At 73.3% G+C, this 25,418-nt stretch carries 19 protein-coding genes; 12 read left to right on the top strand and 7 right to left on the bottom strand.

What is annotated here, in order from left to right; genetic code table 11:
* Positions 1-9 precede the first annotated feature (9 nt).
* Entirely contained in the window at positions 10-1,230 is a 1,221-nt protein-coding gene (locus tag MCM47_RS30165) for an 8-amino-7-oxononanoate synthase (protein ID WP_238864888.1), read from the bottom strand.
* Between the two features lie 417 nt (positions 1,231-1,647).
* On the opposite strand from MCM47_RS30165, the gene MCM47_RS30160 reads away from it, so the two are divergent.
* Entirely contained in the window at positions 1,648-4,140 is a 2,493-nt protein-coding gene (locus tag MCM47_RS30160) for a DEAD/DEAH box helicase (RefSeq protein ID WP_255753013.1), read from the top strand.
* A gap of 220 nt (positions 4,141-4,360) precedes the next feature.
* Here MCM47_RS30160 and MCM47_RS30155 read toward each other — a convergent pair whose 3' ends face one another.
* Positions 4,361-5,221 carry a hypothetical protein gene (locus MCM47_RS30155; protein WP_238864886.1) on the bottom strand — a complete coding sequence of 287 codons (861 nt, stop codon included), beginning with the start codon at positions 5,219-5,221 and terminating at the stop codon, positions 4,361-4,363.
* Between the two features lie 214 nt (positions 5,222-5,435).
* Here MCM47_RS30155 and bioB point away from each other — a divergent pair, with 214 nt between their 5' ends.
* The 6 genes from bioB (at position 5,436) to MCM47_RS30125 (ending at position 12,355) form a co-directional block, all read left to right on the top strand.
* Complete coding sequence (gene bioB / locus MCM47_RS30150) at positions 5,436-6,803, top strand: biotin synthase BioB (protein ID WP_238864884.1); 1,368 nt, start codon at positions 5,436-5,438, stop codon at positions 6,801-6,803.
* Positions 6,804-6,859: 56 nt separating this feature from the next.
* A complete protein-coding gene (locus MCM47_RS30145) occupies positions 6,860-8,161 on the top strand; it encodes an adenosylmethionine--8-amino-7-oxononanoate transaminase (protein WP_238864882.1) in 1,302 nt (433 codons plus the stop codon).
* Complete coding sequence (gene bioD / locus MCM47_RS30140; RefSeq protein WP_238864880.1) at positions 8,158-8,895, top strand: dethiobiotin synthase; 738 nt, start codon at positions 8,158-8,160, stop codon at positions 8,893-8,895. The genes MCM47_RS30145 and bioD overlap by 4 nt, the downstream gene beginning before the upstream one ends.
* A gap of 139 nt (positions 8,896-9,034) precedes the next feature.
* The gene (locus MCM47_RS30135; protein WP_238864878.1) at positions 9,035-9,481 is read left to right on the top strand and encodes a hypothetical protein; all 447 of its coding nucleotides are present in this window, start codon (positions 9,035-9,037) and stop codon (positions 9,479-9,481) included.
* Positions 9,482-9,716: 235 nt separating this feature from the next.
* On the top strand, positions 9,717-11,111 hold the full coding sequence (locus MCM47_RS30130; protein WP_238864876.1) for an NtaA/DmoA family FMN-dependent monooxygenase: 1,395 nt from the start codon (positions 9,717-9,719) through the stop codon (positions 11,109-11,111).
* Positions 11,108-12,355 (top strand): LLM class flavin-dependent oxidoreductase, encoded by a 1,248-nt coding sequence (locus tag MCM47_RS30125; RefSeq protein WP_238864874.1) that lies wholly within the window; start codon positions 11,108-11,110, stop codon positions 12,353-12,355. The genes MCM47_RS30130 and MCM47_RS30125 overlap by 4 nt, the downstream gene beginning before the upstream one ends.
* A gap of 120 nt (positions 12,356-12,475) precedes the next feature.
* On the opposite strand, the gene MCM47_RS30120 is transcribed toward MCM47_RS30125, so the two are convergent.
* Positions 12,476-12,973 carry a GNAT family N-acetyltransferase gene (locus MCM47_RS30120; RefSeq protein ID WP_238864872.1) on the bottom strand — a complete coding sequence of 166 codons (498 nt, stop codon included), beginning with the start codon at positions 12,971-12,973 and terminating at the stop codon, positions 12,476-12,478.
* 86 nt (positions 12,974-13,059) lie between these two features.
* Positions 13,060-13,659: a methyltransferase gene (locus tag MCM47_RS30115; protein ID WP_238864870.1), complete on the bottom strand. Its 600-nt coding sequence runs from the start codon at positions 13,657-13,659 to the stop codon at positions 13,060-13,062.
* Between the two features lie 515 nt (positions 13,660-14,174).
* Here MCM47_RS30115 and MCM47_RS30110 point away from each other — a divergent pair.
* On the top strand, positions 14,175-15,353 hold the full coding sequence (locus MCM47_RS30110) for an ROK family protein (RefSeq protein ID WP_238864868.1): 1,179 nt from the start codon (positions 14,175-14,177) through the stop codon (positions 15,351-15,353).
* Between the two features lie 163 nt (positions 15,354-15,516).
* Here MCM47_RS30110 and MCM47_RS30105 read toward each other — a convergent pair whose 3' ends face one another.
* The gene (locus tag MCM47_RS30105; RefSeq protein WP_238865083.1) at positions 15,517-16,290 is read right to left on the bottom strand and encodes a GntR family transcriptional regulator; all 774 of its coding nucleotides are present in this window, start codon (positions 16,288-16,290) and stop codon (positions 15,517-15,519) included.
* A 348-nt stretch (positions 16,291-16,638) separates the two neighbouring features.
* On the opposite strand from MCM47_RS30105, the gene MCM47_RS30100 reads away from it, so the two are divergent.
* Positions 16,639-17,433, top strand: a complete 795-nt coding sequence (locus tag MCM47_RS30100) for an exodeoxyribonuclease III (protein ID WP_238864866.1) — start codon at positions 16,639-16,641, stop codon at positions 17,431-17,433.
* Positions 17,434-17,674: 241 nt separating this feature from the next.
* Here the strand turns inward: MCM47_RS30100 and MCM47_RS30095 are convergent, their stop codons facing one another.
* Complete coding sequence (locus tag MCM47_RS30095) at positions 17,675-18,901, bottom strand: PP2C family protein-serine/threonine phosphatase (protein ID WP_238864865.1); 1,227 nt, start codon at positions 18,899-18,901, stop codon at positions 17,675-17,677.
* Positions 18,902-19,370: 469 nt separating this feature from the next.
* Positions 19,371-19,544, bottom strand: coding sequence for a CsbD family protein (locus MCM47_RS30090; protein ID WP_238864863.1), 174 nt, complete (start codon positions 19,542-19,544; stop codon positions 19,371-19,373).
* Between the two features lie 333 nt (positions 19,545-19,877).
* Here MCM47_RS30090 and MCM47_RS30085 point away from each other — a divergent pair, with 333 nt between their 5' ends.
* The 3 genes from MCM47_RS30085 (at position 19,878) to MCM47_RS30075 (ending at position 25,371) form a co-directional block, all read left to right on the top strand.
* Complete coding sequence (locus MCM47_RS30085) at positions 19,878-20,048, top strand: hydrophobic protein (RefSeq protein WP_238864861.1); 171 nt, start codon at positions 19,878-19,880, stop codon at positions 20,046-20,048.
* A 92-nt stretch (positions 20,049-20,140) separates the two neighbouring features.
* Positions 20,141-20,416: a hypothetical protein gene (locus MCM47_RS30080; RefSeq protein WP_238864859.1), complete on the top strand. Its 276-nt coding sequence runs from the start codon at positions 20,141-20,143 to the stop codon at positions 20,414-20,416.
* Between the two features lie 374 nt (positions 20,417-20,790).
* Positions 20,791-25,371, top strand: a complete 4,581-nt coding sequence (locus MCM47_RS30075) for a HAMP domain-containing protein (RefSeq protein ID WP_238864857.1) — start codon at positions 20,791-20,793, stop codon at positions 25,369-25,371.
* Positions 25,372-25,418 lie beyond the last annotated feature (47 nt).

Raw genomic sequence — 25,418 nt, 5'->3', positions numbered from 1 at the left:
GTCCCCGGCTCAGGCCGGGTGCGCTCCGGCCGGGGCGAGCGCGGCGATGGTCCGCACCGCGTCAGCGATCTGAGCATCCGTCAGGTCACCACGAGCGGTGAGGCGCAGGCGCGACACGCCGTCCGGGACGGACGGCGGACGGAAGCAGCCGACGGCGAGTCCGGCCCGGCGGCAGTCGGCGGCCCAGGCGACCGCGGCTTCGGGCCCGGGGGCGCGCACCGAGACGACCGCCGCGTCCGGGGCGGAGGCCTGCAGGCCGGCGGCGGTGAGCCGGTCGGCGAGGGTGCGGGCGACCTCGCGGGCGCGTTCGGCGCGGTGCGGCTCGGCGCGCAGCAGGCGCAGCGCGCCGAGGGCGGCGCCGGCGGCGGCCGGCGCGAGGCCGGTGTCGAAGATGAACGTGCGGGCGGTCTCGACCAGGTGGCGGATGACCCGGCGCGGGCCGAGGACCGCGCCGCCCTGGGAGCCGAGCGACTTGGACAGGGTGACGGTGGCGACGGTGTCCGGCTCGCCGGCCAGGCCGGCGGCCGCCAGGGCGCCGGAGCCGCCGGGGCCGAGGACGCCGAGCCCGTGCGCGTCGTCGACCAGCAGGGCGGCGCCGTGGGCCCGAGCGGCGGCGGAGAGTTCCGGCAGGCGGGCGGCGTTGCCGTCGACGGAGAAGACGGAGTCGGTCACCACCAGGGCGCGCCGGTGGGTCCGTCCGGCGAGGGCGGCGCGGACGGCGTCGGGGTCGTCGTGGGGCGCGCGGTGGACGTCGCCGCGGGCGAGCCGGCAGCCGTCGATCAGCGAGGCGTGGTTGTAGGCGTCGGAGACGATCAGGGTGTCGGGGTCGGTCAGCGCGGTGAGCGCGGCCAGGTTGGCGGTGTAGCCGGAGGAGAACACCAGGGCCGCCTCCACGCCGCAGAACTCGGCGAGTTCGCCTTCGAGTTCGGTGTGCAGGGCGGTGGTGCCGGTGACCAGGCGGGAGCCGGTGGCGCCGCCACCCCAGCGGAGCGCGGCGTCGGCGGCGGCCCGGGTGACGGCGGGGTGCCGGGTGAGCCCGAGGTAGTCGTTGCCGGCGAGGTCGATCACGGGGTCGTCGGCGGGGCGGCTGCGCAGGGTGCGGGTCAGGCCGGCGCGGGCGCGCAGGTCGGCCGTCTCGTCGAGCCAGTCGAAGACGGCGCCCGGGGCGGGCACCTCTTCCGGGGCCGCGGGGACGAGGGCGGGCGGTTCGGGCGCGGTGCGGTGGGCCATGGTCGGCACTCTGGCACGTCCGGCGCGGCCCGGGCAATGTGCGTCGCGGCACACGGTGAGGCCCCGATGGCAGGCTACGAGGCGGCTCCCAGCCCGCCAACACCGGCGACGGGCCGGCAGGTGGGCGCCGAGCGAAGAGACCGGATCCGAACCCCAAGCGGGCATCGCCCGCTGCGGGCCTCGCACGTCGGCATCGCGCGTCGGCATCGCGCGTCGGCATCGCGTGGCGGACGGCGCAGCGGGCGATCGTCGGCGAGCACTGCCAGGGCCTCGGTCCGGTGGGCGCCCCGCCCACCGTTCCCGCGCGGTGGCGCGCACGGCCCGGCCCGGTGTCGCCGGGGCGGGGCCGGTAAGGGGCGGGCTTTGCCCGGGGCGGCGGCGAGCAGGCAAGATAGCCGGGTGACCCTCCTTGACCTGATGCCGAAGCCCGCCACCCCCGACGCTCTCTTCGAGACGTTCGCCGCCTGGGCGGAGGAGCGCGGGATCACGCTGTACCCGGCGCAGGAGGAGGCACTGATCGAGCTGGTGTCGGGGAACAACGTGATCCTCGCGACGCCGACCGGCTCGGGCAAGAGCCTGGTGGCGGCCGGCGCGCACTTCGCGGCGCTGGCCGAGGGCAAGCGGACGTTCTACACCGCGCCGATCAAGGCTCTGGTGTCGGAGAAGTTCTTCGACCTCTGCAAGGTGTTCGGCACCGAGCAGGTCGGCATGATGACCGGCGACGCGAGCGTCAACCCGACCGCCCCGATCATCTGCTGCACCGCCGAGGTGCTGGCGCAGATCGCGCTGCGGGACGGGCACCGGGCCGACATCGGCCAGGTGGTGATGGACGAGTTCCACTTCTACGCCGAGCCGGACCGGGGCTGGGCCTGGCAGATCCCGCTCCTCGAACTGCCGCAGGCGCAGTTCCTGCTGATGTCCGCCACGCTCGGCGACGTCCGCCGCTTCGAGGACGACCTCGCCCGCCGCACCGGGCGGGCCACCACCGTGGTGCGCTCCGCGACCCGGCCGGTCCCGCTGTTCTACGAGTACCGGCGCACCACCCTGCACGACACCCTGGAAGAGCTGCTGAAGACCGGTCAGGCACCGGTCTACGTGGTGCACTTCACGCAGAAGGAGGCGGTCGAGCGGGCGCAGTCGCTGATGAGCATCAACATGTGCTCGAAGGCGGAGAAGGACGCCATCGCCGACCTGATCGGCAACTTCCGCTTCACCACCAAGTTCGGCCGCAACCTGTCCCGGTTCGTGCGCCACGGCATCGGCGTGCACCATGCAGGCATGCTGCCCAAGTACCGGCGGCTGGTCGAACGGCTCGCCCAGGCGGGCCTGTTGAAGGTGATCTGCGGCACCGACACGCTCGGCGTGGGCGTCAACGTGCCGATCCGCACGGTGCTGTTCACGGCGCTGTCCAAGTACGACGGCACCCGCGTGCGCATCCTGCGCGCCCGGGAGTTCCACCAGATCGCCGGCCGGGCCGGCCGGGCCGGCTTCGACACCGTGGGGCAGGTCGTCGCGCAGGCGCCGGAGCACGTGATCGAGAACGACAAGGCGGTCGCCAAGGCCGGCGACGACCCGAAGAAGAAGCGCAAGATCGTCCGCAAGAAGGCGCCGGAGGGCTTCGTCGGCTGGTCCGAGGAGACCTTCGAGCGGCTGATCGCCGCCGACCCGGAGCCGTTGGTCTCCCGGTTCAAGGTCAGCCACGCGATGCTGCTCTCGGTGATCGGCCGGCCGGGCAACGCCTTCGAGGCGATGCGCAAGCTCCTGACCGACAACCACGAGGACCGCGCCGCCCAGCGCCGGCACATCCGCTCCGCGATCGCCATCTACCGCTCGCTGCTGGAGGGCGGCATCGTCGAGCGGCTGCCGGAGCCGGACGCCGAGGGCCGGATCGTCCGGCTCACCCTGGACCTCCAGGAGAACTTCGCGCTCAACCAGCCGCTCTCCACCTTCGCCCTGGCCGCGTTCGAGCTGCTCGACCCCGCCTCGCCCTCCTACGCGATGGACGTGGTCTCGGTGGTCGAGGCGACGCTCGACGACCCCCGCCAGATCCTGGCCTCGCAGCAGAACAAGGCGCGCGGCGAGGCCGTCGGCGAGATGAAGCGCGACGGCATCGAGTACGAGGAGCGGATGGAGCGGCTCCAGGAGATCACCTACCCGAAGCCGCTGGAGGAACTGCTCACCCACGCCTACGAGGTGTACCGCCGGGCGCACCCGTGGATCGGCGACCACCAGCTGCAGCCGAAGTCCGTGGTCCGCGACCTGTACGAGCGGGCGATGACCTTCTCGGACTACGTCGGCTTCTACGAGCTGGCGCGCACCGAGGGCATCGTGCTGCGCTACCTGGCCGGCGCGTACAAGGCGCTGGAGCAGACCGTCCCCGACGACATCAAGACCGATGACCTCAGGGACGTCATCGCCTGGCTGGGCGAGCTGGTCCGCCAGGTCGACTCCAGCCTGCTGGACGAGTGGGAGCAGTTGGCCAACCCGACCGACCCGCAGGCCGCCGAGGTGGCGCTGGACGACAAGCCGGCGCCGGTGACGGCCAACGCCCGGGCCTTCCGGGTGCTGGTGCGCAACGAGATGTTCCGCCGGGTGGAGCTCTGCGCGCTGGAGCACTACGAGGAACTCGCGGAGCTCGACGGCGAGTACGGCTGGGACGCGGATCGCTGGGCGGACGCGATGGACGGGTACTGGGAGGAGTACGACGACCTCGGTACCGGTCCGGACGCGCGCGGCCCGAAGATGCTGATCATCGAGGAGGAGGACTCCGCCTGGCGGGTGCGGCAGATCTTCGACGACCCGGAGGGCGACCACGACTGGGGCATCAGCGCCGAGGTCGACCTGTACGGATCGGACGAGGAGGGCCGCGCCGTCCTGCGGGTCACGGCGGTGGACCGGCTGGGCGGCTGAGGTCCGCTCGCGGGCGGGGCCGGCGCGGCGGTGCCCGTCCGCACGCCGGCCCGTCGGCGCGCGCCGGAGGGTGAGCGTGGGAGGACGGCGGGGCCCACGGGCGTAGGGCCCCGCCGTCCTGCGTTGTTCCGAAGGGCACCGGAGGTGCAGCACAAGGCACCGGAGGCCACCGGAGGTCCTGGCCGGCGGCGCGGGCGGCGCTTCGGCACCGCCCGGGCGGCTACATCCAGGCGAACGGCGAGCCGGCCGCGTAGGAGACCGCCCTGGTGGCCTCGTCGAGGATCTGCTCCGGGCTCGCCGCCGGGGCGGACGGGACGGTGAGCGGCGTGGCGGAGCCCGTACCGGTACCGGGGGCCGACGCCGCGGGGGTGTGAGCCTCGGGCAGCCGGGAGCTGGTGACGGTCACGTGCCGGCCGACGGCCTCGACACGCCCCTCCGTACCGCGCTGGGCGGCCCCGGCGGCCGGCGGGCGGGCCGTGGTGGCGTCGGGGAGGATGAAGGCCAGGGCGCCGGGCTTGGCCCGCAGCGCGTCGGCGGCCTTGGCGGCGCCGGCCTGGTCGGCGAAGCGCAGCACGGTGACACTGCTGAGCACCGGCTTCTCCTGCCCCGCGAAGCTGACGGTCAGGTAGCCCTGGCAGCCGGTCTCGCGCAACACGTCCTGGGTGCGGTCCTGGAGTGCCTCGGTGCAGTTCTCGCCCTGGCGGACGCCGGAGCGCTTGCCCTTGTAGCCACCGGCCTCCACCAGCCGCTGGGCGGGGAAGAGGGTGTCGACGTCGAGGCCCTCGGGGTCGGCGACGGTGCGCCGTGCCGGCGTACCGACGACCGGCGGGGTCTTGCTGGCGTCCTTCCTGGAGGGGCCGAGCCCGGGTATGTAGTCGCCGGGCGTCGGGCGGGTGATGATCCAGCCGCCGGCCGCCACCACCCCCACCACCACGACCCACCCCACCGCGCGGCGCGCGATGCTCCTCCTGGGCCGCCGGTACGTCCCGGACGGCAGGTGGTCGATTCCGTGGTCTCCCGATGACGGGTCTTCCGAGGACAGGTCTCCCGAGGACGGGGTGCGCTCCCCCTGCGTGGTCATGGCGGAGATTCTAAGCAGGTCACAGGTGTCGCAGATCACGGGGTGGGCGGTCTGCGGCCACATCTGACTACCGATCGGTAACCGCAGCGGACCCCGGAGTGACGTGCGCCACTACCGTGAGCGGCGACACTGTGACAACTCGCACATCCTCCCGGGGATCTTCTGGCGGGTTTCCTCTGGCGTCCGCCGTCGGCCACCAGGCAGGATCAGGCCCATGGATCTGCTCGATACCCTCACCGCCAAGGGCCTGCGCGGGGAAGCCCCCACCCGCGAGGAGGCGCTCGCCGTTCTCGCCACCACCGACGACGAGCTGCTGGACGTGGTCGCGGCCGCCGGTCGGGTGCGCCGGCGGTGGTTCGGCCGCCGGGTGAAGCTCAACTACCTGGTGAACCTGAAGAGCGGCCTCTGCCCGGAGGACTGCTCCTACTGTTCGCAGCGGCTGGGCTCGAAGGCCGAGATCCTCAAGTACACCTGGCTCAAGCCGGACCAGGCCGCCGAGGCGGCGAAGGCGGGCGTCGCGGGCGGCGCCAAGCGGGTCTGCCTGGTGGCCAGCGGCCGCGGGCCGACCGACCGTGACATCGACCGGGTGGCCGACACCATCTCGGCGATCAAGGAGGCCGACCCCGCCGTCGAGATCTGCGCCTGCCTGGGCCTGCTCTCCGACAACCAGGCGGAGCGGCTGAAGGCTGCCGGCGCCGACGCGTACAACCACAACCTGAACACCTCCGAGGGCACCTACGGCGACATCGCCACCACCCACACCTACGCGGACCGGGTGGACACCGTGCAGAAGGCGCACGGCGCCGGCCTGTCGGCCTGCTCCGGCCTGATCGCGGGCATGGGCGAGAGCGACGAGGACCTGGTCGACGTGGTCTTCGCGCTGCGCGAGCTGGGCTCGGACTCGGTGCCGGTCAACTTCCTCATCCCGTTCGAGGGCACGCCGCTGGCCAAGGAGTGGAACCTCACCCCGCAGCGCTGCCTGCGCATCCTGGCGATGGTCCGCTTCGTCAACCCGGACACCGAGGTGCGCATCGCCGGTGGCCGTGAGGTCCACCTGCGCACCATGCAGCCGCTGGGGCTGCACCTCGCCAACTCGATCTTCCTGGGCGACTACCTGACCAGCGAGGGCCAGGCCGGGCAGGCCGACCTCGACATGATCAAGGACGCGGGCTTCGAGGTCGAGGGCGCCGGCGAGGCCACCCTGCCGCGCCACCGCGCCGACGTCGCGGCCGCCGCCGCAGCCGGTGGCGCGTGCGGGACGGCCGGCGGCGGCTGCGGCCCGTGCGGCGGGCACGGCGAGGAGCCGGCCGGCGGCCCGGCCGAGGCTCCGGGCGACGCCCAGGGCGGGCACGGCTGCGGTCCCTGCGGCGGCCACCGTGCGGAACCGGCGCGCGACGAGGCGCCGGCCGCGGGCGCGTCGGACGGCGGGGCGGCGGACGGCGGGGCGTCGGACGGCGGGGCGGCGGACGGCGGGGCGGCGGACGGCGGGGCGGCGGACGGGAACCCGAACGGCGAGCTGCGCAGCGACCTGGTCCGGGTCCGCCGCCGCGGCGCCGGCACCGAGCTGGCGCCGAACGCCTGATCGCCGTACCGCAACCGGAACCGCAACCGCACGGGAACCCGAGGAGCTCCACCGCCATGGCCCACCTGCCCACCGATGACCTGCTCGCCCTCGACCGGGCGCACGTCTGGCACCCGTACGGTCCGATGCCCGGCACCGTCACCCCGTACGTGGTCGAGTCCGCGTCCGGGGTGCGACTGCGGCTCGCCCGACCGGTCGCGGGCAGAACGGAGTTGATCGACGGCATGTCGTCCTGGTGGGCGGCGGTGCACGGCTACGGGCACCCCGTGCTGGACGCGGCCGTGCGCGACCAGCTCGGCCGGATGAGCCACGTGATGTTCGGCGGGCTCACCCATGAGCCCGCCGTCCGGCTGGCCGCCCGTCTGGTGGAGATCACCCCGGAGCCGCTGCAGCACGTCTTCCTGGCCGACTCCGGCTCGGTGGCGGTCGAGGTGGCGATGAAGATGTGCCTGCAGTACTGGCAGTCCGTCGGCCGCCCGGCCAAGCGCCGGCTGCTGACCTGGCGCGGCGGCTACCACGGGGACACCTTCCACCCGATGTCGGTCTGCGACCCCGAGGGCGGCATGCACCACCTCTGGGGCGGGGTGCTGCCCGGCCAGCTCTTCGCGCCGGAGCCGCCGGCCGGCTTCGACGCGCCGCTGGACGAGGACTACGCGGCGCGGTTCGACGCGCTGATGGCGCGTCACGCCGACGAACTGGCGGCCGTGATCGTCGAACCGGTGGTCCAGGGCGCGGGCGGGATGCGCTTCCACTCGCCGGCCTACCTGCGGATGCTGCGCGACCTGTGCGACCGGCACGGCGTGCTGCTGGTGTTCGACGAGATCGCCACCGGGTTCGGCCGCAGCGGCGCGCTGTTCGCGGCCGACCACGCGGGCGTCTCGCCGGACGTGATGTGCCTGGGCAAGGCGCTGACGGGCGGCTACCTGACCATGGCGGCGGCGCTCTGCACGAGCGCGGTCGCGGACGGGATCAGCCGCGGTGAGATGCCGGTGCTGGCGCACGGGCCGACGTTCATGGGCAACCCCCTGGCCGCGGCCGTCGCCAACGCCTCGATCGACCTGCTGCTCGGACAGGACTGGCAGGTCGAGGTGAAGCGGGTCGAGACCGGCCTGCGGACCGGCCTGGCCGGCGCGGCGGAGCTGCCGGGCGTACGGGACGTGCGCGTCCTGGGCGCCCTCGGGGTGGTGCAGTTGGACCATCCGGTGGACATGGTGGCGGCCACCGAGGCGGCGGCTCGGGAGGGTGTCTGGCTGCGCCCGTTCCGGGACCTGATCTACACCATGCCCCCGTACGTGACGGAGGACGAGGACGTGGCGCGGATCGCGGCCGCGGTGACGGCGGCGGCGGTGGCCGGATGAGCGCCCGGATCCTCTTCGTGACCGGCACCGGTACCGAGGTCGGCAAGACGGTGACGACCGCGGCCGTGGCCGCCGCGGCAGTCCGCGCGGGCCGGCGGGTCGCAGTGCTCAAGCCCGGGCAGACCGGCGTCGGCCCGGACGAGCCGGGAGACGTCCACGAGGTGACCCGGCTGGTCGGTGCCCCGCTGACGACGCGCGAACTCGTGCGCTACCCCGAGCCGTTGGCCCCGGACACGGCCGCGCGACGATCGGGCCGGCCGTACCTGTCGCCGGACCGGGCCGCGGCGGCGGTCGCCGAACTCGCCGACGGGCACGACCTGGTGCTGGTCGAGGGCGCCGGCGGCCTGCTGGTCCGCTACGACGAGGAGGGCCGCACCCTCGCCGACCAGGCGGCAGCCGTCCGGGCGCTCGGCCTCCCGGCGGAGGTCCTGCTGGTGGCGACGGCCGGTCTCGGCACCCTCAACATCACGGCGCTCACCGCGGAGGCGCTCGCCGCTCGCGGTCTGCCGCTCTTCGGTGTGGTCATCGGCGCCTGGCCCGGCTCCCCCGGCCTCGCCGACCGCTGCAACCTGGCCGACCTGCCGAAGGCGGCCGGCGCCGCGCTGCTCGGCGCCCTGCCCGAACGGGCGGCCGGCGCCGGGGACTTCGCGGCGCTGGCGTACGCCGCGCTGGCCCCGGAGCTGCACGGCGGCTGGGACGCGGCGGAGTTCGCCGCCGCGAACGCTCCCGGGTAGCGGGGGACCACGCGGCCCGGGCTCCGGAGAGGAGCACGGCGGCAGCGCGGCGGCGGAATCCGGGCCGGTGTCGCTCGAAGGAGTGAGAATCCACGCCCGGCGCGTCGCCGGCCCGGCCGGGCTCAATACCGTTCTCGGCATGACAGACGGCCTGACGGTAGACGAGGCCCTCCGGGCCCTCGCCGCGCTGGAAGCGGCGTGGAAGGACGACGACGAGGCACTGACCGCGCTGGCCGCCGGCGGCCCGGGCGAACGGGCGCTTCCGGCCCTGGTCGCGGCCTACGGCGAGCACGCCATCGACACCCTGATGGCACTCGCCTTCGGGCTGCGCTCCAGCATGACCGACGAGGAACTGGAGGAGCTCACCGACGCGGTGAGCTCCAACATCGGCGCCCGGATGAGCGCCCTGCTGGCCCAGACCCTGTGCGCCTGGGGGGAGGCGGCCGCGGCCGACGACCTGGCGGTCACCAAGGTGATCGCCCGCACGGTCATCGACGCCATGCGGGCGGTGACGGAGGAACCGAGCAAGACGGACGTGCTGCCGCTGCTGGCGACCTTCCGCACCTACGCGCTCAGCCACCCGTGACCGGCTCCTAGCCCCCCCCGGCGACCCGGCGCGGTGCTGCGGTCGGCCCGCCGACAGCGTCCCCCGGGCCGGCGGATTTCGGCCAACGCCGGTGCGCGGCACCGTGTTTCGCTCCGTGAACAGTTGGTTGCAACGGTTGCCCCGCTCCGTGGGGCCTGCGCAGGATGGGCGTGTCCTCGCCGAGGGCCGGGCCACCGGGCCCGGCCGAGGGGCTGACAGGAGGCGATCGTTCGTCGTGCCCGCCAAGCAGATCCACCTCGCCACGATTCTTCCCGGCATCGGGGACCCGGTCGTCTGGTCCGACCCGCGGGCCGGCAGCCAGATCGACTTCGCGTCGTTCACCCATCTGGCACGCACCGCCGAGCGGGGCAGGTTCGACTTCTTCTTCCTGGCCGAGGGCCTGCGGCTGCGCGAGCACAAGGGCGAGCTGTACGAGCTGGAGGTCGCCGGTCGGCCGGAGGCGCTCACCGTCCTGAGCGCCCTGGCGGCCGTCACGTCCAGGATCGGGCTCGCCGCCACCGTCAACTCGACCTTCAACGAACCCTACGAGGTGGCAAGGCGGTTGGCGTCGCTGGACCACCTGAGCGAGGGCCGGGCCGCCTGGAACGTGGTGACCAGCTGGGACGAGTTCACCGGGGAGAACTTCCGCCGCGGCGGCTTCCTGGCCGAGGCGGACCGGTACACCCGCGCCGCCGAATTCCTGCAGACCGCGCGCGAGTTGTGGGACAGCTGGGCCGACGGCGACGTGCTCGCCGACCCGGCGGCCGGCCACTTCCTCCGGCCCGGCGCGGGGCGCTTCGCCCACAGCGGCCGCCACTTCGACATCACCGGCCGGTTCAACACGCCGCGGTCCCCGCAGGGTCAGCCGGTGATCATCCAGGCTGGCGAGTCCGCCCAGGGGCGGGAGTTCGCCGCCGCCGACGCCGACGTGATCTTCAGCAAGTACAGCGAACTCGCCGAGGCCCAGCAGTTCTACCGCGACGTCAAGGGCCGGCTCGCCGCGTACGGCCGCTCCCCCGAGCAGCTGAAGATCCTGCCCTACGTCACCTTCGTGCTCGGTGACACCACCGAGGAAGCGCACGAGCAGGCCGCCGAGTTCCGCCGGAAGCGGATCAGCCCGCAGAAGGCCATCTCCTACCTGGAGGCGTTCTGGGGCCGCGACCTCTCCGGCTACGACCCGGACGGCCCGCTGCCCGAGATCGACCCGGACCCGGACAGCCTGCTGCTCCAGGGGCACTCGATCTTCCGCGTCGACCGGGCCGGGACGGTACGGAAGTGGCGCACGTTGGCGAGCGAACGCGGGCTGAGCATCCGCGAGTTGGTCACCGAGGTCACCGGGAAGCAGAACTTCGTCGGCACGCCGCGCGAAGTGGCCGACGCCATGGACGCGTTCGTGCAGAACGACGGCGCCGACGGCTTCATCCTCGCCCCGCACGTCGTCCCCGGCGGGCTGGACGACTTCGTCGACAGGGTGGTGCCGCTGCTCCAGGAGAAGGGCGTGCACCGCACCGAGTACACCGGCAGCACGCTCCGCGACCACCTCGGCCTGACGGCGGCCCGGCCCGCCCAGCCGCAGGCCCGCCCGGAGCTGCCCGAAACCCGCCGACCGATCCAGGAGGCCACCGCATGAGCCGGCCCCAGTCGCAGCCGTCGCAGGCGCCGTCGCCGCAACTGCATCTCGCCGTCGCCCTGGACGGCGCCGGCTGGCACCCGGCCGCCTGGCGCGCCCCGGACGCCCGTCCCGGCGAGCTCTTCACCGCCGGCTACTGGGCCGACCTGGTCACCGAGGCCGAGCACGGGCTGCTCGACCTGGTCACCATCGAGGACACCCTGGCCCTGCAGGGCGCGGCCATCACCGGTCCGGACGAGCGGACCGACCAGGTCCGCGGCCGCCTCGACGCCGTCCTGATCGCCAGTCGGGTCGCCCCCCTGACCTCGCGGATCGGCCTGATACCGACCACCAACGTCACCCACACCGAGCCGTTCCACCTCTCCACGGCCCTCGCCACCCTCGACTTCACCAGCCTCGGCCGGGCCGGATGGCGGCCCCAGCTGTCCTTCCGCGCCGACGACGCCGCCCACTTCGGACGCCGCACCACGCCGGCGCTCACCGCCGACGACGCCCGCGACTCCGAGCTGATCGCCAAGCGGCTGGCCCCGCTCTTCGCGGAGGCCACCGACGTGGTGGAGGTGGTCCGGCGGCTCTGGGACAGCTGGGAGGACGACGCGGTGGTCCGCGACGCCGCGACCGGCCGCTTCCTCGACCGGAACCGGCTCCACCCGATCGACTTCACCGGCGAGCACTTCTCCGTCCGCGGCCCGTCCATCACCCCGCGCCCGCCCCAGGGACAGCCGCCGGTCGCCGTCGTCGCCCACGCCAGCATCCCGTACGAGCTGGCCGCCCGGGGGGCCGACCTGGTCTTCGTCACACCCCACTCCGACGCCGGCGCGGCGGCCATCCTGGCCGAGCTGGAAACCGCCAAGGCGGTCGTCGGCCGGCCCGCCGACCTGCCGCTCAAGGTCTTCGCCGACCTGCTGGTCTTCCTGGACGACCGCCCCGGCGAGGCCGCCCGCCAGAAGGAGCGGCTGGACGAGCTGGACGGCGCACCGCTCCGTTCCGACGCGGAGATCTTCACCGGCACGCCGTCCGAGCTGGCCGACCTGCTGCTCGACCGGCGGACGGCCGGACTCGACGGATTTCGCCTGCGCCCGGGCCGCCTGCCGCACGACCTCGCCGCGATCACCCGCGGGCTGGTCCCCGAGCTCCAGCAGCGGGGTGCCTTCCGGACGGCGTACACGGGGCAGACCCTCCGGGGCCACCTCGGGCTCGCCCGGCCGGCCAACCGGTACGCGCCGAGCCCGTCGGAGGCTTGAGAGCCGCCTTCGCCACGCCGGCACCGGTCGGCGCGCCCACCCGTTCGCCGCGCCCGCTTCCCCGCGCCCGTCCGCGCGCGCCGACCGCCGGCCCGGCACCGACCGGTGCCGGGCCGGCGGCTACACCCGGCCCTCCAGCGGCTTCACCCAGCGGGTCCACTCCGGCTGGGGCCCGTAGCCGGCCGCCTGCCAGGTGCGGTGGCCGAGGGCGTTGTCGTCCAGCACCATCGCGTCGGCACGGCGCCCGCCAAGCGCGGCGAACCGGGACTCGGCGGCGGCCAGGAGGGCCGCACCGATGCCCCGGCGGCGGTGGTGGGGGTCGACGGCGAGGCGGTAGAGGTGGCAACGCCAGCCGTCCCAGCCGGCGATCACGGTGCCGACCACGGCGCCGTCGGCGCCGGTCGCGAGGAGCAGACACTCCGGATCCCGGGCGAGCAGACCCGCGACGCCGTCCGCGTCGTCCGTGATGCTGGTCCCCTTGGCCGCGCGCCCCCAGAGGTCGAGCACGGCGGGGATGTCCTCGGGCGTGGCGGCGCGCAGGGCCACCTCTCCGGCTGCGTCGCCGGGCAGGTCGGCGCTCGGGCCCGTCCTCGGGTGCCCGCTCAGGTGATCGGTCATGCAGGCGTGTCTACCAGGGCGTCAGACCGTCCTGCCGGGAATTCCGGTGTGCGGACCGCCCGTCCGCCGCACCGCCCTGCGGGGAGTCAGCCGCGCGGCGGGTCGAGGCGCCAGACCGTGGTGGTCTTGAGCGCCGCGTCCTCAAGATCGGCCACCACCGGCACCTCGTATGCCGCCAGGGAGGTGAACCGCCCGCGCGGCAGGTAGGCCCGTCCGGGGTCGCCGACGATGACCTCGGCGCCGCGGGCCCGCGCCCGCTCCAGGAACGGGAGGAACCGGGCGGCCATCGCCCGCTCGTAGAAGACGTCCCCGGCCAGCACCACCTCGGCCGGCGCGCCGTCCCCGTCCAGCAGATCCGCCACCGCGGCGTCGACGCGGACGCCGTTGGCCTCCGCGTTGATCTCGATCGCCGCCACCGCGTAGGCGTCGATCTCGGCGGCCCGCACCGAGCGGGCACCGCGCAGCGCGGACGCGATCCCCACCAGTCCCGAGCCGGCCGCGAGGTCCAGCACCCTCCGCCCGGCCACCAGTTCCGGGTGGTCGAGCACGTACCGTGCGACCCCGACCCCGCCGGCCCAGGCGAACGCCCAGAACGGCGGCGGCATGCCGATCCCGCCGCGCGCCTCCTCGGTGGTCTCCCAGAGCGCGATGGCGTCCTCCGCCATGTGCAGCGTCACCTCGGGCACGAAGGGGACGGGCGTGGGCCGGGTCTCTCTCCGCACAAAGCTTCGATCCGACACCGCAGTTGCTCCCGGATGGACCGTGTGCGTCTCGTTCGGCATGCCCGCAGCATAGAGGCTCTGCGGCGCTCGCGCGGACCGCCCCGGGGTCCCGTCTCCTCCCCGTACCGCCGCGCCCCGTCCGCCCGGGCCCGCCTCGGTGCGGCTCGGTGCGGCTCGATCCCAGGACCGTGCCGGGGCGGCGGCGGGCCGGATCACCCACCGCCACCCGGTGCGTACCATTTCGATACCGAAGCCTGGGTGAGCTGCGAGGATGCTCGCCCGTCCCGGTGGCGCCCGGGTAGCATCCGGCACATGCCCTCCGGCCTGGCGCAGGCGGCCCCGATGCTGCCGCGCCGGCGCGCCGGGCGGCGGACTCTCGCGGGACACTCGGCGTCGACCCTCGGTGGTCGGCATCCGGCGGTCACCGCGCACTCGGCACGCGCGCCAGGGCAGTCGCGCGAACGGCGAAGGGCAGCGTCTTGGCGGATCGACTCACCGGTGGGGACTCCTCTCTCCTGCGGCGGATCAATGCGGCGGTGACGCTGCGGGCGCTGCGGGCAGGCCATGCGGTGACCCTCACTCAGCTGGTCGGGGACACCGGGCTGTCCCGGCCGACGGTGGAGGGCGTGATCGAGGGCCTGGTCGAGACCGGCCTGGTCGCCGAGGTCGAGCAGCCGCAGAACGGCGGCCAGCCCGGCGGCGGGCGGCGCGGCCGGCCGGCCCGCTGGTTCCGGTTCCGCGCCGAGGCCGGGCACATCCTCGGCATCGAGATCGGAGTCCACGACGTCCGGGTGGTCCTCGCCGACCTCACCGGCGAGGTGGTGGGCCGTCACTACCGCCCCGTCGAGGAGGCCCTGGACGCGGAGGAACGGCTGGCCGCCGTCCGCGCGGTGGTCACCGACGCGCTGCGCAAGGCCGGCGTCTCCCGCGACAACCTCTGGGCGGTCGGCGTCGGCACCCCCGGCATCGTCGACCGGGACGGCACGGTGCAGCTCGGCACCGCGATGCCCGGCTGGACCGGCCTCGACCTCGGCGCTCGGCTGCGCCGCTCGTTCCGCTGCCCGGTCATGATCGAGAACGACGCCAACCTCGCCGCCATCGCCGAGCACTGGCAGGGCGCGGCGATCGGCGCCGACGACGTGGTGTTCGTGATGGCCGGCCTCAGCCCCGGCGCCGGCTCGCTGATCAACGGCCGGCTGCACCGCGGATTCGGCGGTGCGGCCGGCGAGATCGGCGCACTGCACCTGCTCGGCCAGGAGGTCACCCCCGAGCGGCTGCTCTCCACCACCGGCAAGCCGCTCAACCCGCTGGACGAGGCCGCCGTCGCCAGGGTGCTGAAGCTGGCCCGCGAGGGCGACGAGGTGGCGCAGGTCGCGATGGACCGCTTCCTGACCCGGCTGGTGCAGGGGGTGGCGGCACTGGTGCTGGCGATCGACCCGCAGCTGGTGGTGGTCGGCGGCTGGGCGGCCGGCCTGGACGGCGTCCTGGAGCCACTGCGCGAGCGCCTGGCCCAGCTCACTCTGCGCGCACCCGAGGTGGCACTGGCCGCGCTGGGCTCGGAGGTGGTCGCGACGGGCGCCCTGCGGGTGGCACTGGACCAGGTCGAGGAGCAGCTGTTCGCCGTCGATCCCCCGACGGGCACCGGCGCCCGGAGCTGAGCGGCCCGCACCGGAGCTGAGCGGCCCGACCCGAGGCGGGGCGGTGTACGCCGGCCCGGTGCGGCGCCGTTCTACGCCTCACCCGGCAAACGCCCCGACAGCCGCGGGCCCGGACGCCTGTGGGTGCGTCCGGGCCCGCGGCCCGAGGGTGTCGGGAGGTGGCTCAGGAGGCGCTGCGGACCTCGGAGGAGGCGGCGACGGGGGTGACCTCGACCAGACCGGTCTCACCGAAGGTGAGCTTGCAGGTGTCGGCGCGGTAGGTGGAGACCGCGATGGCGACCAGGCGGCCGGCCGCCGCGTACTGGGTGGTCATCACCAGGACCGGCGAGCCCGGCGGGCGCTCCAGCAGGGCGGCCTCCCCGGCCTCGGCGACGCCCAGCTCGACCGAGCGGGACTCGCCGTCGACGTCCAGGCGCTCCAGCTGGCGCAGCACCGAGCGGGCCCGGTCGCTCTCCGCCCGGAAGCCGGGCAGGTGCGGCAGCACGGCGGCGGGGACGTGCAGCGACTCGGTGGCCATGTTCTGGCCCTGGACCATGCGGACCCGGCGCACGGTGTGCACGGTGGCGCCCTCGGCGACACCCAGCGCCTTGGCGAGCTGGGGGGCTGCCGGGGCGGTGGTGCAGTCGACGATGCGCCAGGCCTGGCTTCGGGCGGTGCCCGGCCAGCCCTCCTCGTGCCGGTTGACCGGGACGCCGACGCGCGGGGCGGCGATCAGGGTGCCGATGCCGCGGCGGCGGACCAGCCGGCCTTCCAGCTCCAGCTGGTCCAGCGCCTGTCGGAGGGTGGCCCGGGCCACGCCGAAGCGGGCGGAGAGCTCGCGCTCGTTCGGGAGGATCTGGCCGGTGGTGAACTCCGTCTCGATGGCGCGGAGCAGCACCGTGCGCAAGTGCCAGTACTTCGGTTCCGGAACCGTCGAGAGCTCCCCTGTCGTCCCCACCGTGGCCTCCACCTGTGTCGTCCTCTGTCCGCCCTACCGAAAGGAGGGCGGATGCCGGCCCGCTGTCCGCTGTTGCGGCAGGTGGGAGAGCGGGCTTTATCCGTCCTTCTTTATTAAAGGTCTTTGCAGTAAGCGACCCTAGGGGCTGCGTCCGGAGATGGTCAAGACCAATGACGGCGGTTGGTGCGGTTGCCACCGGGATTCATGCCGCGTTCACGTCACACCGACATTCCGACGCCCGGACGTCCCGGCGACCGGCGACCGGCGACCGGCGACCGGCGACCGGCGACCGGACGCGTCGTCGCCGGCCGGGGCCGTGGGCCCCGATAGGCTTCCCGGGTGATTGTGGTGACGAGTGTCAACGTGAACGGGATCCGCGCGGCCGCCAAGAAGGGCTTCATCGAGTGGCTGGCCGCCACCGAGGCGGACGTCATCTGCCTGCAGGAGGTCCGCTCCGAGCCCGAGCAGCTGCCGGTGGAACTGCGCGACCTGGAGGGCTGGCACACGGTCTGGGCCCCGTCGGCCGCCAAGGGCCGGGCGGGCGTCGCGGTGCTGTCCCGGCAGGAGCCGTCGCGCACCGCGGTCGGTTTCGGATCGACGGAATTCGACAATTCGGGCAGATACCTGGAAATCGACCTTCCGGGCCTCACCGTGGCCAGCCTCTATCTCCCTTCCGGCGAAGTCGGCACCGAACGCCAGGAGGAGAAGGAACGCTTCATGGCGGAGTTCCTGGTCCACCTCACCGGGCTCCGAACCCGGGCCGCCGCCGAAGGCCGCGAGGTCGTCGTCTGCGGCGACTGGAACATCGCCCACCGCCCGGAGGACCTCAAGAACTGGAAGGCCAACCAGAAGGCCGCCGGCTTCCTCCCCGAGGAGCGCGCCTGGCTCTCCCGCGTCTACGACGAGGCCGGCTACGTCGACGTCGTCCGCGCCCTCCACCCCGACCGCACCGGCCCCTACACCTGGTGGTCCTACCGCGGCCGCGCCTTCGACAACGACTCCGGCTGGCGAATCGACCTCATCGTATGCACGAGTGGTCTGGCGGACAGGGCCATCGAGGCCTACGTCGAACGAGCCGCTTCCCACGCCGAACGCTGGAGCGACCACGCGCCCGTCACGGCGGTCTTCGACCACAAGTCCTGACTCAGCGACCCGTGCACTGGAGGAGCAGGACGGACCGTCAAGGCGGGGATGTGGGTCTACCGTCGATCTGCCGAGCAGCACGCTGAGCGAGTGCGCCTGCAAGGCCCTGGAAACCCCGGTCGGCGCAGGCGGGCCGCTGTCCGTCCGGGCCATGGCCGAGGCGCTGTGTGCGTCCTCGACCACGGCGAGGGGGTTCCGTCGCGCCCTGGGGCCTCGGTGACAGGCGCGGAGGTCGGGGTGGTCACGGACCGCCTTTGATGTCGGCGCCGGCGTGGGCGTGGCGTCCCTTGGTGGTGGGGCCGTGCCAGTCGAGGCACATCACGGTGGCGTCGTCCTGGAGCTTGCCGTCGCAGGCGTCGGTGACGGCGGCGACCAGGGCGCGCACCACCTCGCGCGGGTGCTCGGCGGCGGTGGCGGCCAGGAGGGCGGGCAGGTCGACGGACTCCGCGCGGCGTTCCTGCATCCCGTCGGTGTAGAGCAGCAGCCGGTCGCCGGGGCGCAGGTCGATGTCCTGCACCCCGTACCGCCCTTGCGCCTCGATGCCGAAGGGCAGGTCTGGGCGCAGGCGGACTTCTTCGACGGTGCCCTTGCGCAGTCTCAGCGGGTGCGGGTGGCCCGCGTTGACGAGCTGCGCTGCGCTTCCGTCGAGGGCGATCCGCAGGAGCTGGCCGGTGGCCAGCACCCCGGGTTTGTGTTCGAGGAGGGCGTGCTGGGCCTGGTCGGCCTGCTCGGCCAGGGAGGTCGCGACGCGGCGGGCGCCTCGGGAGGCGTTGACGAGGATGGTGGCGATGAGCGCGGCGTTGAGGTCGTGGCCCATCGCGTCGGTCAGGGACAGGTGCAGGGTCTCGCGGTCCAGCGCGTAGTCGTAGGTGTCACCGGCGACGCTCTCAGCCGGCACCAGGGCGCAGGCCAGGGTGAACTGCGCGGCTTCGCAGCAGGGCGCGGTGGGGAGGAGCTGGCGCTGGATCTCGGCGGCCAGGCTGACGGGGGCGGTGCGCTGGGCCCCGTGGTAGAGGTCGGTGAAGCGGCGGTCGGTGACCACGATGCAGGCGAGGGCGTGGGCGGCCTGCTCCACCTGCTCCAGCGTGTCGTCGCTGATGTCGGTGGACTCGGGCAGCGAGAGTTCCAGGAAGCCGATGGCGTCGCCGCGGTTGGTGACGGGGGCGATCACCCGGTGCCCGTGCCCGACGGCGTCGTCCTGGGCGCGGACCAGTCCCTGGGTGCGCAGGACCTGCTCGAAGAGACTGCCGGTGAGCTGGATCCGCTCGGTGCCGCGCCCGTGCAAGGTGGTGGCGGCCTCCGCCACCCGCACCACGCTCTGGCCGATCAGGTCGAGGAACAGGAAGGAGACGTACCGCGCGTCGAACCGCTCACGCAGGTCGCGCGCCACCACGTCCAGGGAGTCCACCGGCGCCGCCGCCTCGGCCGCCGCCAGCACGTCCCCGAGCACCATCCGCTCCCGCGCCACATCAGCCTCCCCGCACAACCCGGAACCCTGACCTTCCCGCGACGACCGGGGGATTCCAGCTTCCCACACCGCAGCCGGCGTGATGCCGGCGCCGCGAAGCGGGTCGCCGGGCCGCGGCGCAGCGGAGAACCGCCCCGCAGTCGTGGGCGGGCCGGCCTGCGGCGGCGGGCAGGGTGCTCAGCTGCGCAGGGTGTGGCTGGGGGGCTCGCCGTAGGCGTCGTGGCGCAGGAGCGCGAACGTGCCGGGGGTTGGCGAATTCCCAGCGGGCCGCGATCTGCTTCACCGTCGCCCCGCCGGTCGGGTCGGTCGCGACGAGTTCCTGGTGAGCCGGGGTGCGCGGACGGCGACTGCTCGCTGACGCAGGGTGCCGGACGCCGCCGCGCCGAAGTGTCGTGCGGCCCCGGGCGCGGCGGCGTGACGGCGGTGGTGAGGCCGGCGTACGGCGGCACCACCACCCCGGCGCGAATGGTCAGTCCGTGAAGGCGTCCTTGACCTTCTCGCCCGCCTGCTTGATGTCCGCCTTCGCCTGGTCGGCCTTGCCTTCGACCTCCACGCGCTCGTTGCCGGTCACCTTTCCGACACCCTCCTTGACCGCGCCCCTGGCCTTCTCCGCGATGTTCTCGATCTTGTCGCTGGCACTCATGCCGACCTCCGGTTCGTCGAAGCTGACGGGACGCCGCCTGCCCCGACCCGCTCGGATCATTCCTGTCGGTGTCATACCGTCATCGTGGCGGGGCCGGCGGGACACGGGCATGCGCGGCGCTGCCGGCCGGTCAGGCTCCCGTCGGCCGGCAGCGCCAACTCCCGCGCCGGTGGGCCCGCACGGCCACCGACCAGCATTCCGCCGGGTGCCCGTCTCCGGCCGGCCGGGACTGCCCCGGTGCAGCGAAGTCGCCCCGGCCGCACGAACTCGCGGGAATACCCGGGCGGGGTCGGGGAAGCCGAAGGCCATCACCCGACCTGGAGGTCAATCACCATGGTTCCCCTTCTTCTCGTTCTCCTGCTGGCTCTCGTCCTGTTCGGGGCAGGCTTCGCCATCAAGATCCTCTGGTGGGTCGCCATCGCCGTCCTCGTCGTCTGGCTTCTCGGCTTCGTCGCCCGCGGTACCAGTGCCTCCGGCAGCCGCGGCCGCTGGTACCGCTGGTAGTCCGCCCGCTCCTGAGCCGCCAATTCCGCTGCGGGGCGCATCGTCTCGATGCGCCCCGCAGCGCCGCACCCCGTCAACCGGAAGGAATCACCATGAGCTCGCTCGACAGCATCACCGGTCTGACCGCACGTGCCGTACGGGCCGGCCGTGCTCGCGCCCGCGAGAAGGCACGCAACGGCAGCCCACGGATCCTCAGCGCCGCAGGGGCCGTCGGGGCACAACTGGAGCGCGCGCGCCACAGCCGACTGGCGGACCGCGTCTCCTCGACCCTCCATCTGGCCTTCTGCACGGGAAGCACCGTGGCCCGTACCCGGCGCCTGTGGCGGCGCGGCATCACGGCCCCCTTCGGCGACGACGCTCCCCGCTGACCGGTGCGGACCGCCGCGCCGGCACCTCCTACGCCACCTCGGCCGCGTTCAAGCCCTGCGAGGAGCGTCGACTTCCGCCGGTCCGCGGCAGAGGGCGACAACGGCCCTCCTCCTGCGAGTAGTTGACTCGCTCCAGTCGCCCCGGCTTTCGCCCCGCCGCCCCGGGTCGCCGCACGCCGCCGGCGTGGCACCGCCCCCGTGGCCTTCCCCTGACCGCGCGCCGCCGATCACGGGCGCGGTTCGCATACGGGACGCGGGCTGGGATAGCCTCCTGGCCGGTACGTTCACTTCCGGGCGGATTCGCCGGGGGCGTGCAGGCGCACCGCTACGGCGCACCAGCCTGGGGGCCGGGCGTTCTACCGAGGAGGCGTTCGATGGCTGGTTCGACGAAGTCCACGACCGTTCCGCAGCGACGGGCCCCGTCGCCGGCGCAGGTGGGCGAGCCGGAGCTGCGCCAGCTCCTGGCGGGTCTGACGGCGGTGCGCGACGGTGACTTCGGCACCCGGTTGCCGGGGGACGCCGACGGGCTGCTGGGCGAGATCGCCACCGTCTTCAACGGGATGGTCGACCAGCTCGCGCTCTTCACCTCGGAAGTCACCCGGGTGGCGCGCGAGGTCGGCACCGAGGGCCAGCTGGGCGGCCAGGCCGAGGTGCCTGGCGTGTCGGGTACCTGGAAGGACCTGACGGACTCGGTCAACGCGATGGCCGGCAACCTGACCAGCCAGGTCCGCGACATCGCCCAGGTGGCCACCGCCGTGGCGAAGGGCGACCTCTCGCAGAAGATCGACGTGGCTGCGCGCGGGGAGATCCTGGAGCTGAAGAACACCGTCAACACGATGGTCGACCAGCTCTCGGCGTTCGCCGACGAGGTCACCCGGGTCGCCCGCGAAGTGGGCAGCGAGGGCCGGTTGGGAGGCCAGGCGCAGGTACCCGGTGTCGCGGGGACGTGGCGCGACCTGACGGACTCGGTCAACTTCATGGCCGGCAACCTCACCGACCAGGTCCGCAACATCGCCCAGGTGACGACGGCGGTCGCCCGGGGCGACCTGTCGCAGAAGATCACCGTGGACGCGCGCGGGGAGATCCTGGAGCTGAAGAACACCGTCAACACGATGGTCGACCAACTCGGGGCGTTCGCCGACGAGGTCACCCGGGTCGCCCGCGAGGTAGGCACCGAGGGGATCCTCGGTGGCCAGGCGGACGTCAAGGGCGTCTCCGGGACATGGCGGGACCTGACGGACTCCGTCAACTTCATGGCCGGCAACCTGACGGCACAGGTCCGCTCGATCGCCCAGGTGGCCACCGCCGTGGCGAAGGGCGACCTCTCGCAGAAGATCCGCGTCGACGCGCGCGGCGAGATCCTGGAACTCAAGGACACCATCAACACGATGGTCGACCAGCTCGGTGCATTCGCCGGCGAGGTGACCCGCGTCGCCCGCGAGGTCGGCACCGAGGGCCGGCTGGGCGGTCAGGCCGACGTCCGCGATGTCTCGGGCACCTGGCGCGACCTGACCGAGTCGGTCAACGTCATGGCGGACAACCTGACCGCACAGGTCCGCTCGATCGCGCAGGTGACGACCGCGGTCGCTCGGGGCGACCTGTCGCAGAAGATCCGGGTCGACGCGCGCGGGGAGATCCTGGAGCTGAAGGAGACCATCAACACGATGGTCGACCAGCTCGGGGCGTTCGCGGACGAGGTCACGCGGGTGGCACGCGAGGTCGGCACCGAGGGCAACCTCGGCGGCCAGGCCACCGTCCGGGGCGTCTCCGGCACCTGGAAGGACCTGACCGACAACGTCAACGTGATGGCCTCCAACCTCACCGGTCAGGTCCGCTCCATCGCGCAGGTCGCCACGGCCGTGGCGAAGGGCGACCTGTCGCAGAAGATCAACGTCGAGGCCAAGGGCGAGGTCGCGGCCCTCGCCGGCGTGATCAACACCATGGTCGACACGCTCTCGGCCTTCGCCGACGAAGTGACCCGCGTGGCGAGGGAGGTCGGCACCGAGGGCACTCTCGGCGGCCAGGCCCGCGTTCCCAACGTCGCCGGGACGTGGAAGGACCTCACCGACAACGTCAACTTCATGGCGCACAACCTCACCAGCCAGGTGCGCAACATCGCCCAGGTCACCACCGCGGTCGCCAAGGGCGACCTGACCCGCAAGATCGACGTCGACGCTCGCGGCGAGATCCTCGAACTCAAGACGACCATCAACACCATGGTCGACCAGCTCTCCTCCTTCGCCGCCGAGGTCACCCGAGTGGCCCGCGAGGTCGGCAGCGAGGGCCGCCTCGGCGGCCAGGCCGAGGTCGAGGGCGTCTCCGGCACCTGGAAGCGGCTCACCGAGAACGTCAACGAGCTCGCCGGCAACCTGACCCGCCAGGTTCGCGCGATCGCCGAGGTCGCCAGCGCCGTGGCGGCCGGGGACCTGACCCGATCGATCACCGTGGACGCCTCCGGCGAGGTCGCCGACCTCAAGGACAACATCAACTTCATGGTCGAGTCGCTGCGCGAGACCACGCGCGCCAACGAGGACCAGGACTGGCTGAAGTCCAACCTCGCGCGCATCTCCGGCCTGATGCAGGGCCGGCGCGACCTGGCGGTCGTCGCCGAGCTGATCATGGACGAGCTGACTCCCCTGGTCGGCGCCCAGTACGGCGCCTTCTACCTCGCCGAGGAGACCGGCGAGGGGACCTACCTGAACCTGATCGGTTCCTACGCCCACCCGGACGAGGGCGCCGGAACCCGGTTCAGGCTCGGCCAGTCCCTGGTCGGCCAGGCCGCCCGCAGCAAGCGCACCATCGCCGTCGACCAGCTCCCGGCCGACTACATCAAGGTCACCTCCGGCCTCGGCCGCACCGAGCCCGTCCACCTGGTCGCGCTGCCGATCGTGGCCGAGGAGCAGGTCCTCGGCGTCATCGAACTCGCCACCGTGCACCGCTTCACCCAGGTCCACCGTGACTTCCTGGAGCAGCTGCGGGAGGCGATCGGCGTCAACGTCAACACCATCGTCGCCAACGCCCGCACCGACGAACTCCTCGGCGAGTCCCAGCGCCTGACCGCCGAACTGCGGGCCCGCTCCGAGGAACTGCAGGCCCGCCAGGAGGAACTGCAGTCCTCCAACGCGGAGCTGGAGGAGAAGGCCGAGCTGCTGGCCGCGCAGAACCGTGACATCGAGACCAAGAACCTGGAGATCGAACAGGCCCGGCAGGAGCTGGAGGACCGCGCCCACCAGCTCTCCCTGGCCTCCAAGTACAAGTCGGAGTTCCTGGCCAACATGAGCCATGAGCTGCGCACCCCCCTCAACAGCCTGCTCATCCTCGCCCAGTTGCTCGCCCAGAACCCCACCCGCAACCTCACCGCCAAGCAGGTCGAGTACGCCGGGATCATCCACTCCGCCGGCTCCGACCTCCTCCAGCTCATCAACGACATCCTCGACCTGTCCAAGGTCGAGGCCGGCAAGATGGACATCAACCCCGAACGCATCCCGCTGCGCAAGCTGCTGGACTACGTCGAGGCCACCTTCCGGCCGATGACCAGCCAGAAGAGCCTGTCCTTCAGCGTCCACACCGAACCCGCCGTACCGGCCGAACTGCTCACCGACGACTACCGGCTGCGCCAGGTGCTGCGCAACCTGCTCTCCAACGCCGTCAAGTTCACCGAGAAGGGCAGCGTCGAACTGCGCATCGAACTGGTGGAGGAGTCGCAGGCGCCCGAGGCGGCGCGCCGCGGAAGCCCCGTGGTCGCCTTCCGCGTGGTGGACACGGGGATCGGCATCGCTCCGCAGCACCTGGAGACCGTCTTCGGTGCCTTCCAGCAGGCCGACGGCACCACCAGCCGCAAGTACGGCGGCACGGGCCTGGGCCTGTCGATCAGCCGCGAGATCGCCTTCCTGCTCGGCGGCATCATCACCGCCGAGAGCACCCCGGCCCAGGGCAGCACGTTCACGCTCTACCTGCCCGCCGCACGGCCCGACTTCGACGAGCTGGGCGCCCAGGCCGGCCGCGCGTTGCCGCAGCCCGGCGGGTCCGAGGAGCCCGCCGGCACGGAGGCGCTCGACCCGCACACCACCGCTACGCCCGGCACCGATCCGGCACCGCCCAAGAGGCTGCTGGTGATCGAGGAACGGCCGCACGGCCTGCTGTCGCTGGTCGCGGAGAGCGCCGTCAGTGACCTGGCCGGTCATGCGGGCCTCGGCGACCCGCGGCCCACGGTGGAGATCATCACCGCGATCGGCGCCTCGGAAGCCGCGGCGGCGTTGGCCAGCACGCCCTGCCACGGCGTCGTCCTCGAAGTCGACCTGCCCGGCGGCGCCGCACTGCGCTTCCTCGACGAGATGGCCCGGGACGCGGGGCTGCACGGCGTGCCGGTCCTGGCCCACAACAACCGCCGGCTGAGCAGCGAGCAGGAGAGCGCCCTGCAGGCGTACGCCGCCAGTCAGCCCCTGGAGCTGATCTCCAGCCTCGACGAGCTCCGCGAGCGGATCACCCTGCACCTGAGCGCGGACCAGCCCGGTGACGTGCTTCCGCTGGTCCGCACGGAAGGGTCCCCGGCAGCCACGGGCCAGGACCCCGACGACGCACTCGCGGGCCGTACCGTGCTGGTGGTCGACGACGACGACCGCAACCTCTACGCGCTCACCGGGATCCTCGAACTCCACGGTGTGCGGGTGCTCCAGGCCGAGAACGGCCGGGCCGCTCTCGACGCCCTCGCGGCGCACGGCGAGATCGACGTGATCCTGATGGACGTCATGATGCCCGAGATGGACGGCTACGCGGCCACCGCCGCCATCCGCGCCATGCCCGAGCACGCCGGCCTGCCGATCATCGCCGTCACCGCCAAGGCGATGGTCGGCGACCGCGAGAAGAGCCTGGCCTCCGGTGCCTCCGACTACGTCACCAAACCGGTGGACGCGGGCGACCTGATCGCCCGCATCAAGCGGCAGCTCGCGTCCTGACGCCCGCCGCACCGGCCATCCACCGACGCCCGCACACCGAGGAACCA

It is taken from the genome of Kitasatospora sp. A2-31, from assembly GCF_022288725.1.
Classification (GTDB): Bacteria; Actinomycetota; Actinomycetes; order Streptomycetales; family Streptomycetaceae; genus Kitasatospora.
Note: the sequence above shows the minus strand (reverse complement) of the source record. Positions and strands in the feature narration are given on the sequence as shown.

What these genes read in the sequence shown, in the direction of transcription:
- bioB (WP_238864884.1), top strand. Translation starts at nt 5,436, where the DNA reads ATGGATCTGCTCGATACCCTCACCGCCAAGGGCCTGCGCGGGGAAGCC.
- MCM47_RS30090 (WP_238864863.1), bottom strand. Translation starts at nt 19,544, where the DNA reads ATGAGTGCCAGCGACAAGATCGAGAACATCGCGGAGAAGGCCAGGGGC.
- MCM47_RS30155 (WP_238864886.1), bottom strand. Translation starts at nt 5,221, where the DNA reads ATGACCACGCAGGGGGAGCGCACCCCGTCCTCGGGAGACCTGTCCTCG.
- MCM47_RS30080 (WP_238864859.1), top strand. Translation starts at nt 20,141, where the DNA reads ATGAGCTCGCTCGACAGCATCACCGGTCTGACCGCACGTGCCGTACGG.
- MCM47_RS30135 (WP_238864878.1), top strand. Translation starts at nt 9,035, where the DNA reads ATGACAGACGGCCTGACGGTAGACGAGGCCCTCCGGGCCCTCGCCGCG.
- MCM47_RS30160 (WP_255753013.1), top strand. Translation starts at nt 1,648, where the DNA reads ATGCCGAAGCCCGCCACCCCCGACGCTCTCTTCGAGACGTTCGCCGCC.
- MCM47_RS30075 (WP_238864857.1), top strand. Translation starts at nt 20,791, where the DNA reads ATGGCTGGTTCGACGAAGTCCACGACCGTTCCGCAGCGACGGGCCCCG.
- MCM47_RS30165 (WP_238864888.1), bottom strand. Translation starts at nt 1,230, where the DNA reads ATGGCCCACCGCACCGCGCCCGAACCGCCCGCCCTCGTCCCCGCGGCC.
- bioD (WP_238864880.1), top strand. Translation starts at nt 8,158, where the DNA reads ATGAGCGCCCGGATCCTCTTCGTGACCGGCACCGGTACCGAGGTCGGC.
- MCM47_RS30085 (WP_238864861.1), top strand. Translation starts at nt 19,878, where the DNA reads ATGGTTCCCCTTCTTCTCGTTCTCCTGCTGGCTCTCGTCCTGTTCGGG.
- MCM47_RS30120 (WP_238864872.1), bottom strand. Translation starts at nt 12,973, where the DNA reads ATGACCGATCACCTGAGCGGGCACCCGAGGACGGGCCCGAGCGCCGAC.
- MCM47_RS30125 (WP_238864874.1), top strand. Translation starts at nt 11,108, where the DNA reads ATGAGCCGGCCCCAGTCGCAGCCGTCGCAGGCGCCGTCGCCGCAACTG.
- MCM47_RS30145 (WP_238864882.1), top strand. Translation starts at nt 6,860, where the DNA reads ATGGCCCACCTGCCCACCGATGACCTGCTCGCCCTCGACCGGGCGCAC.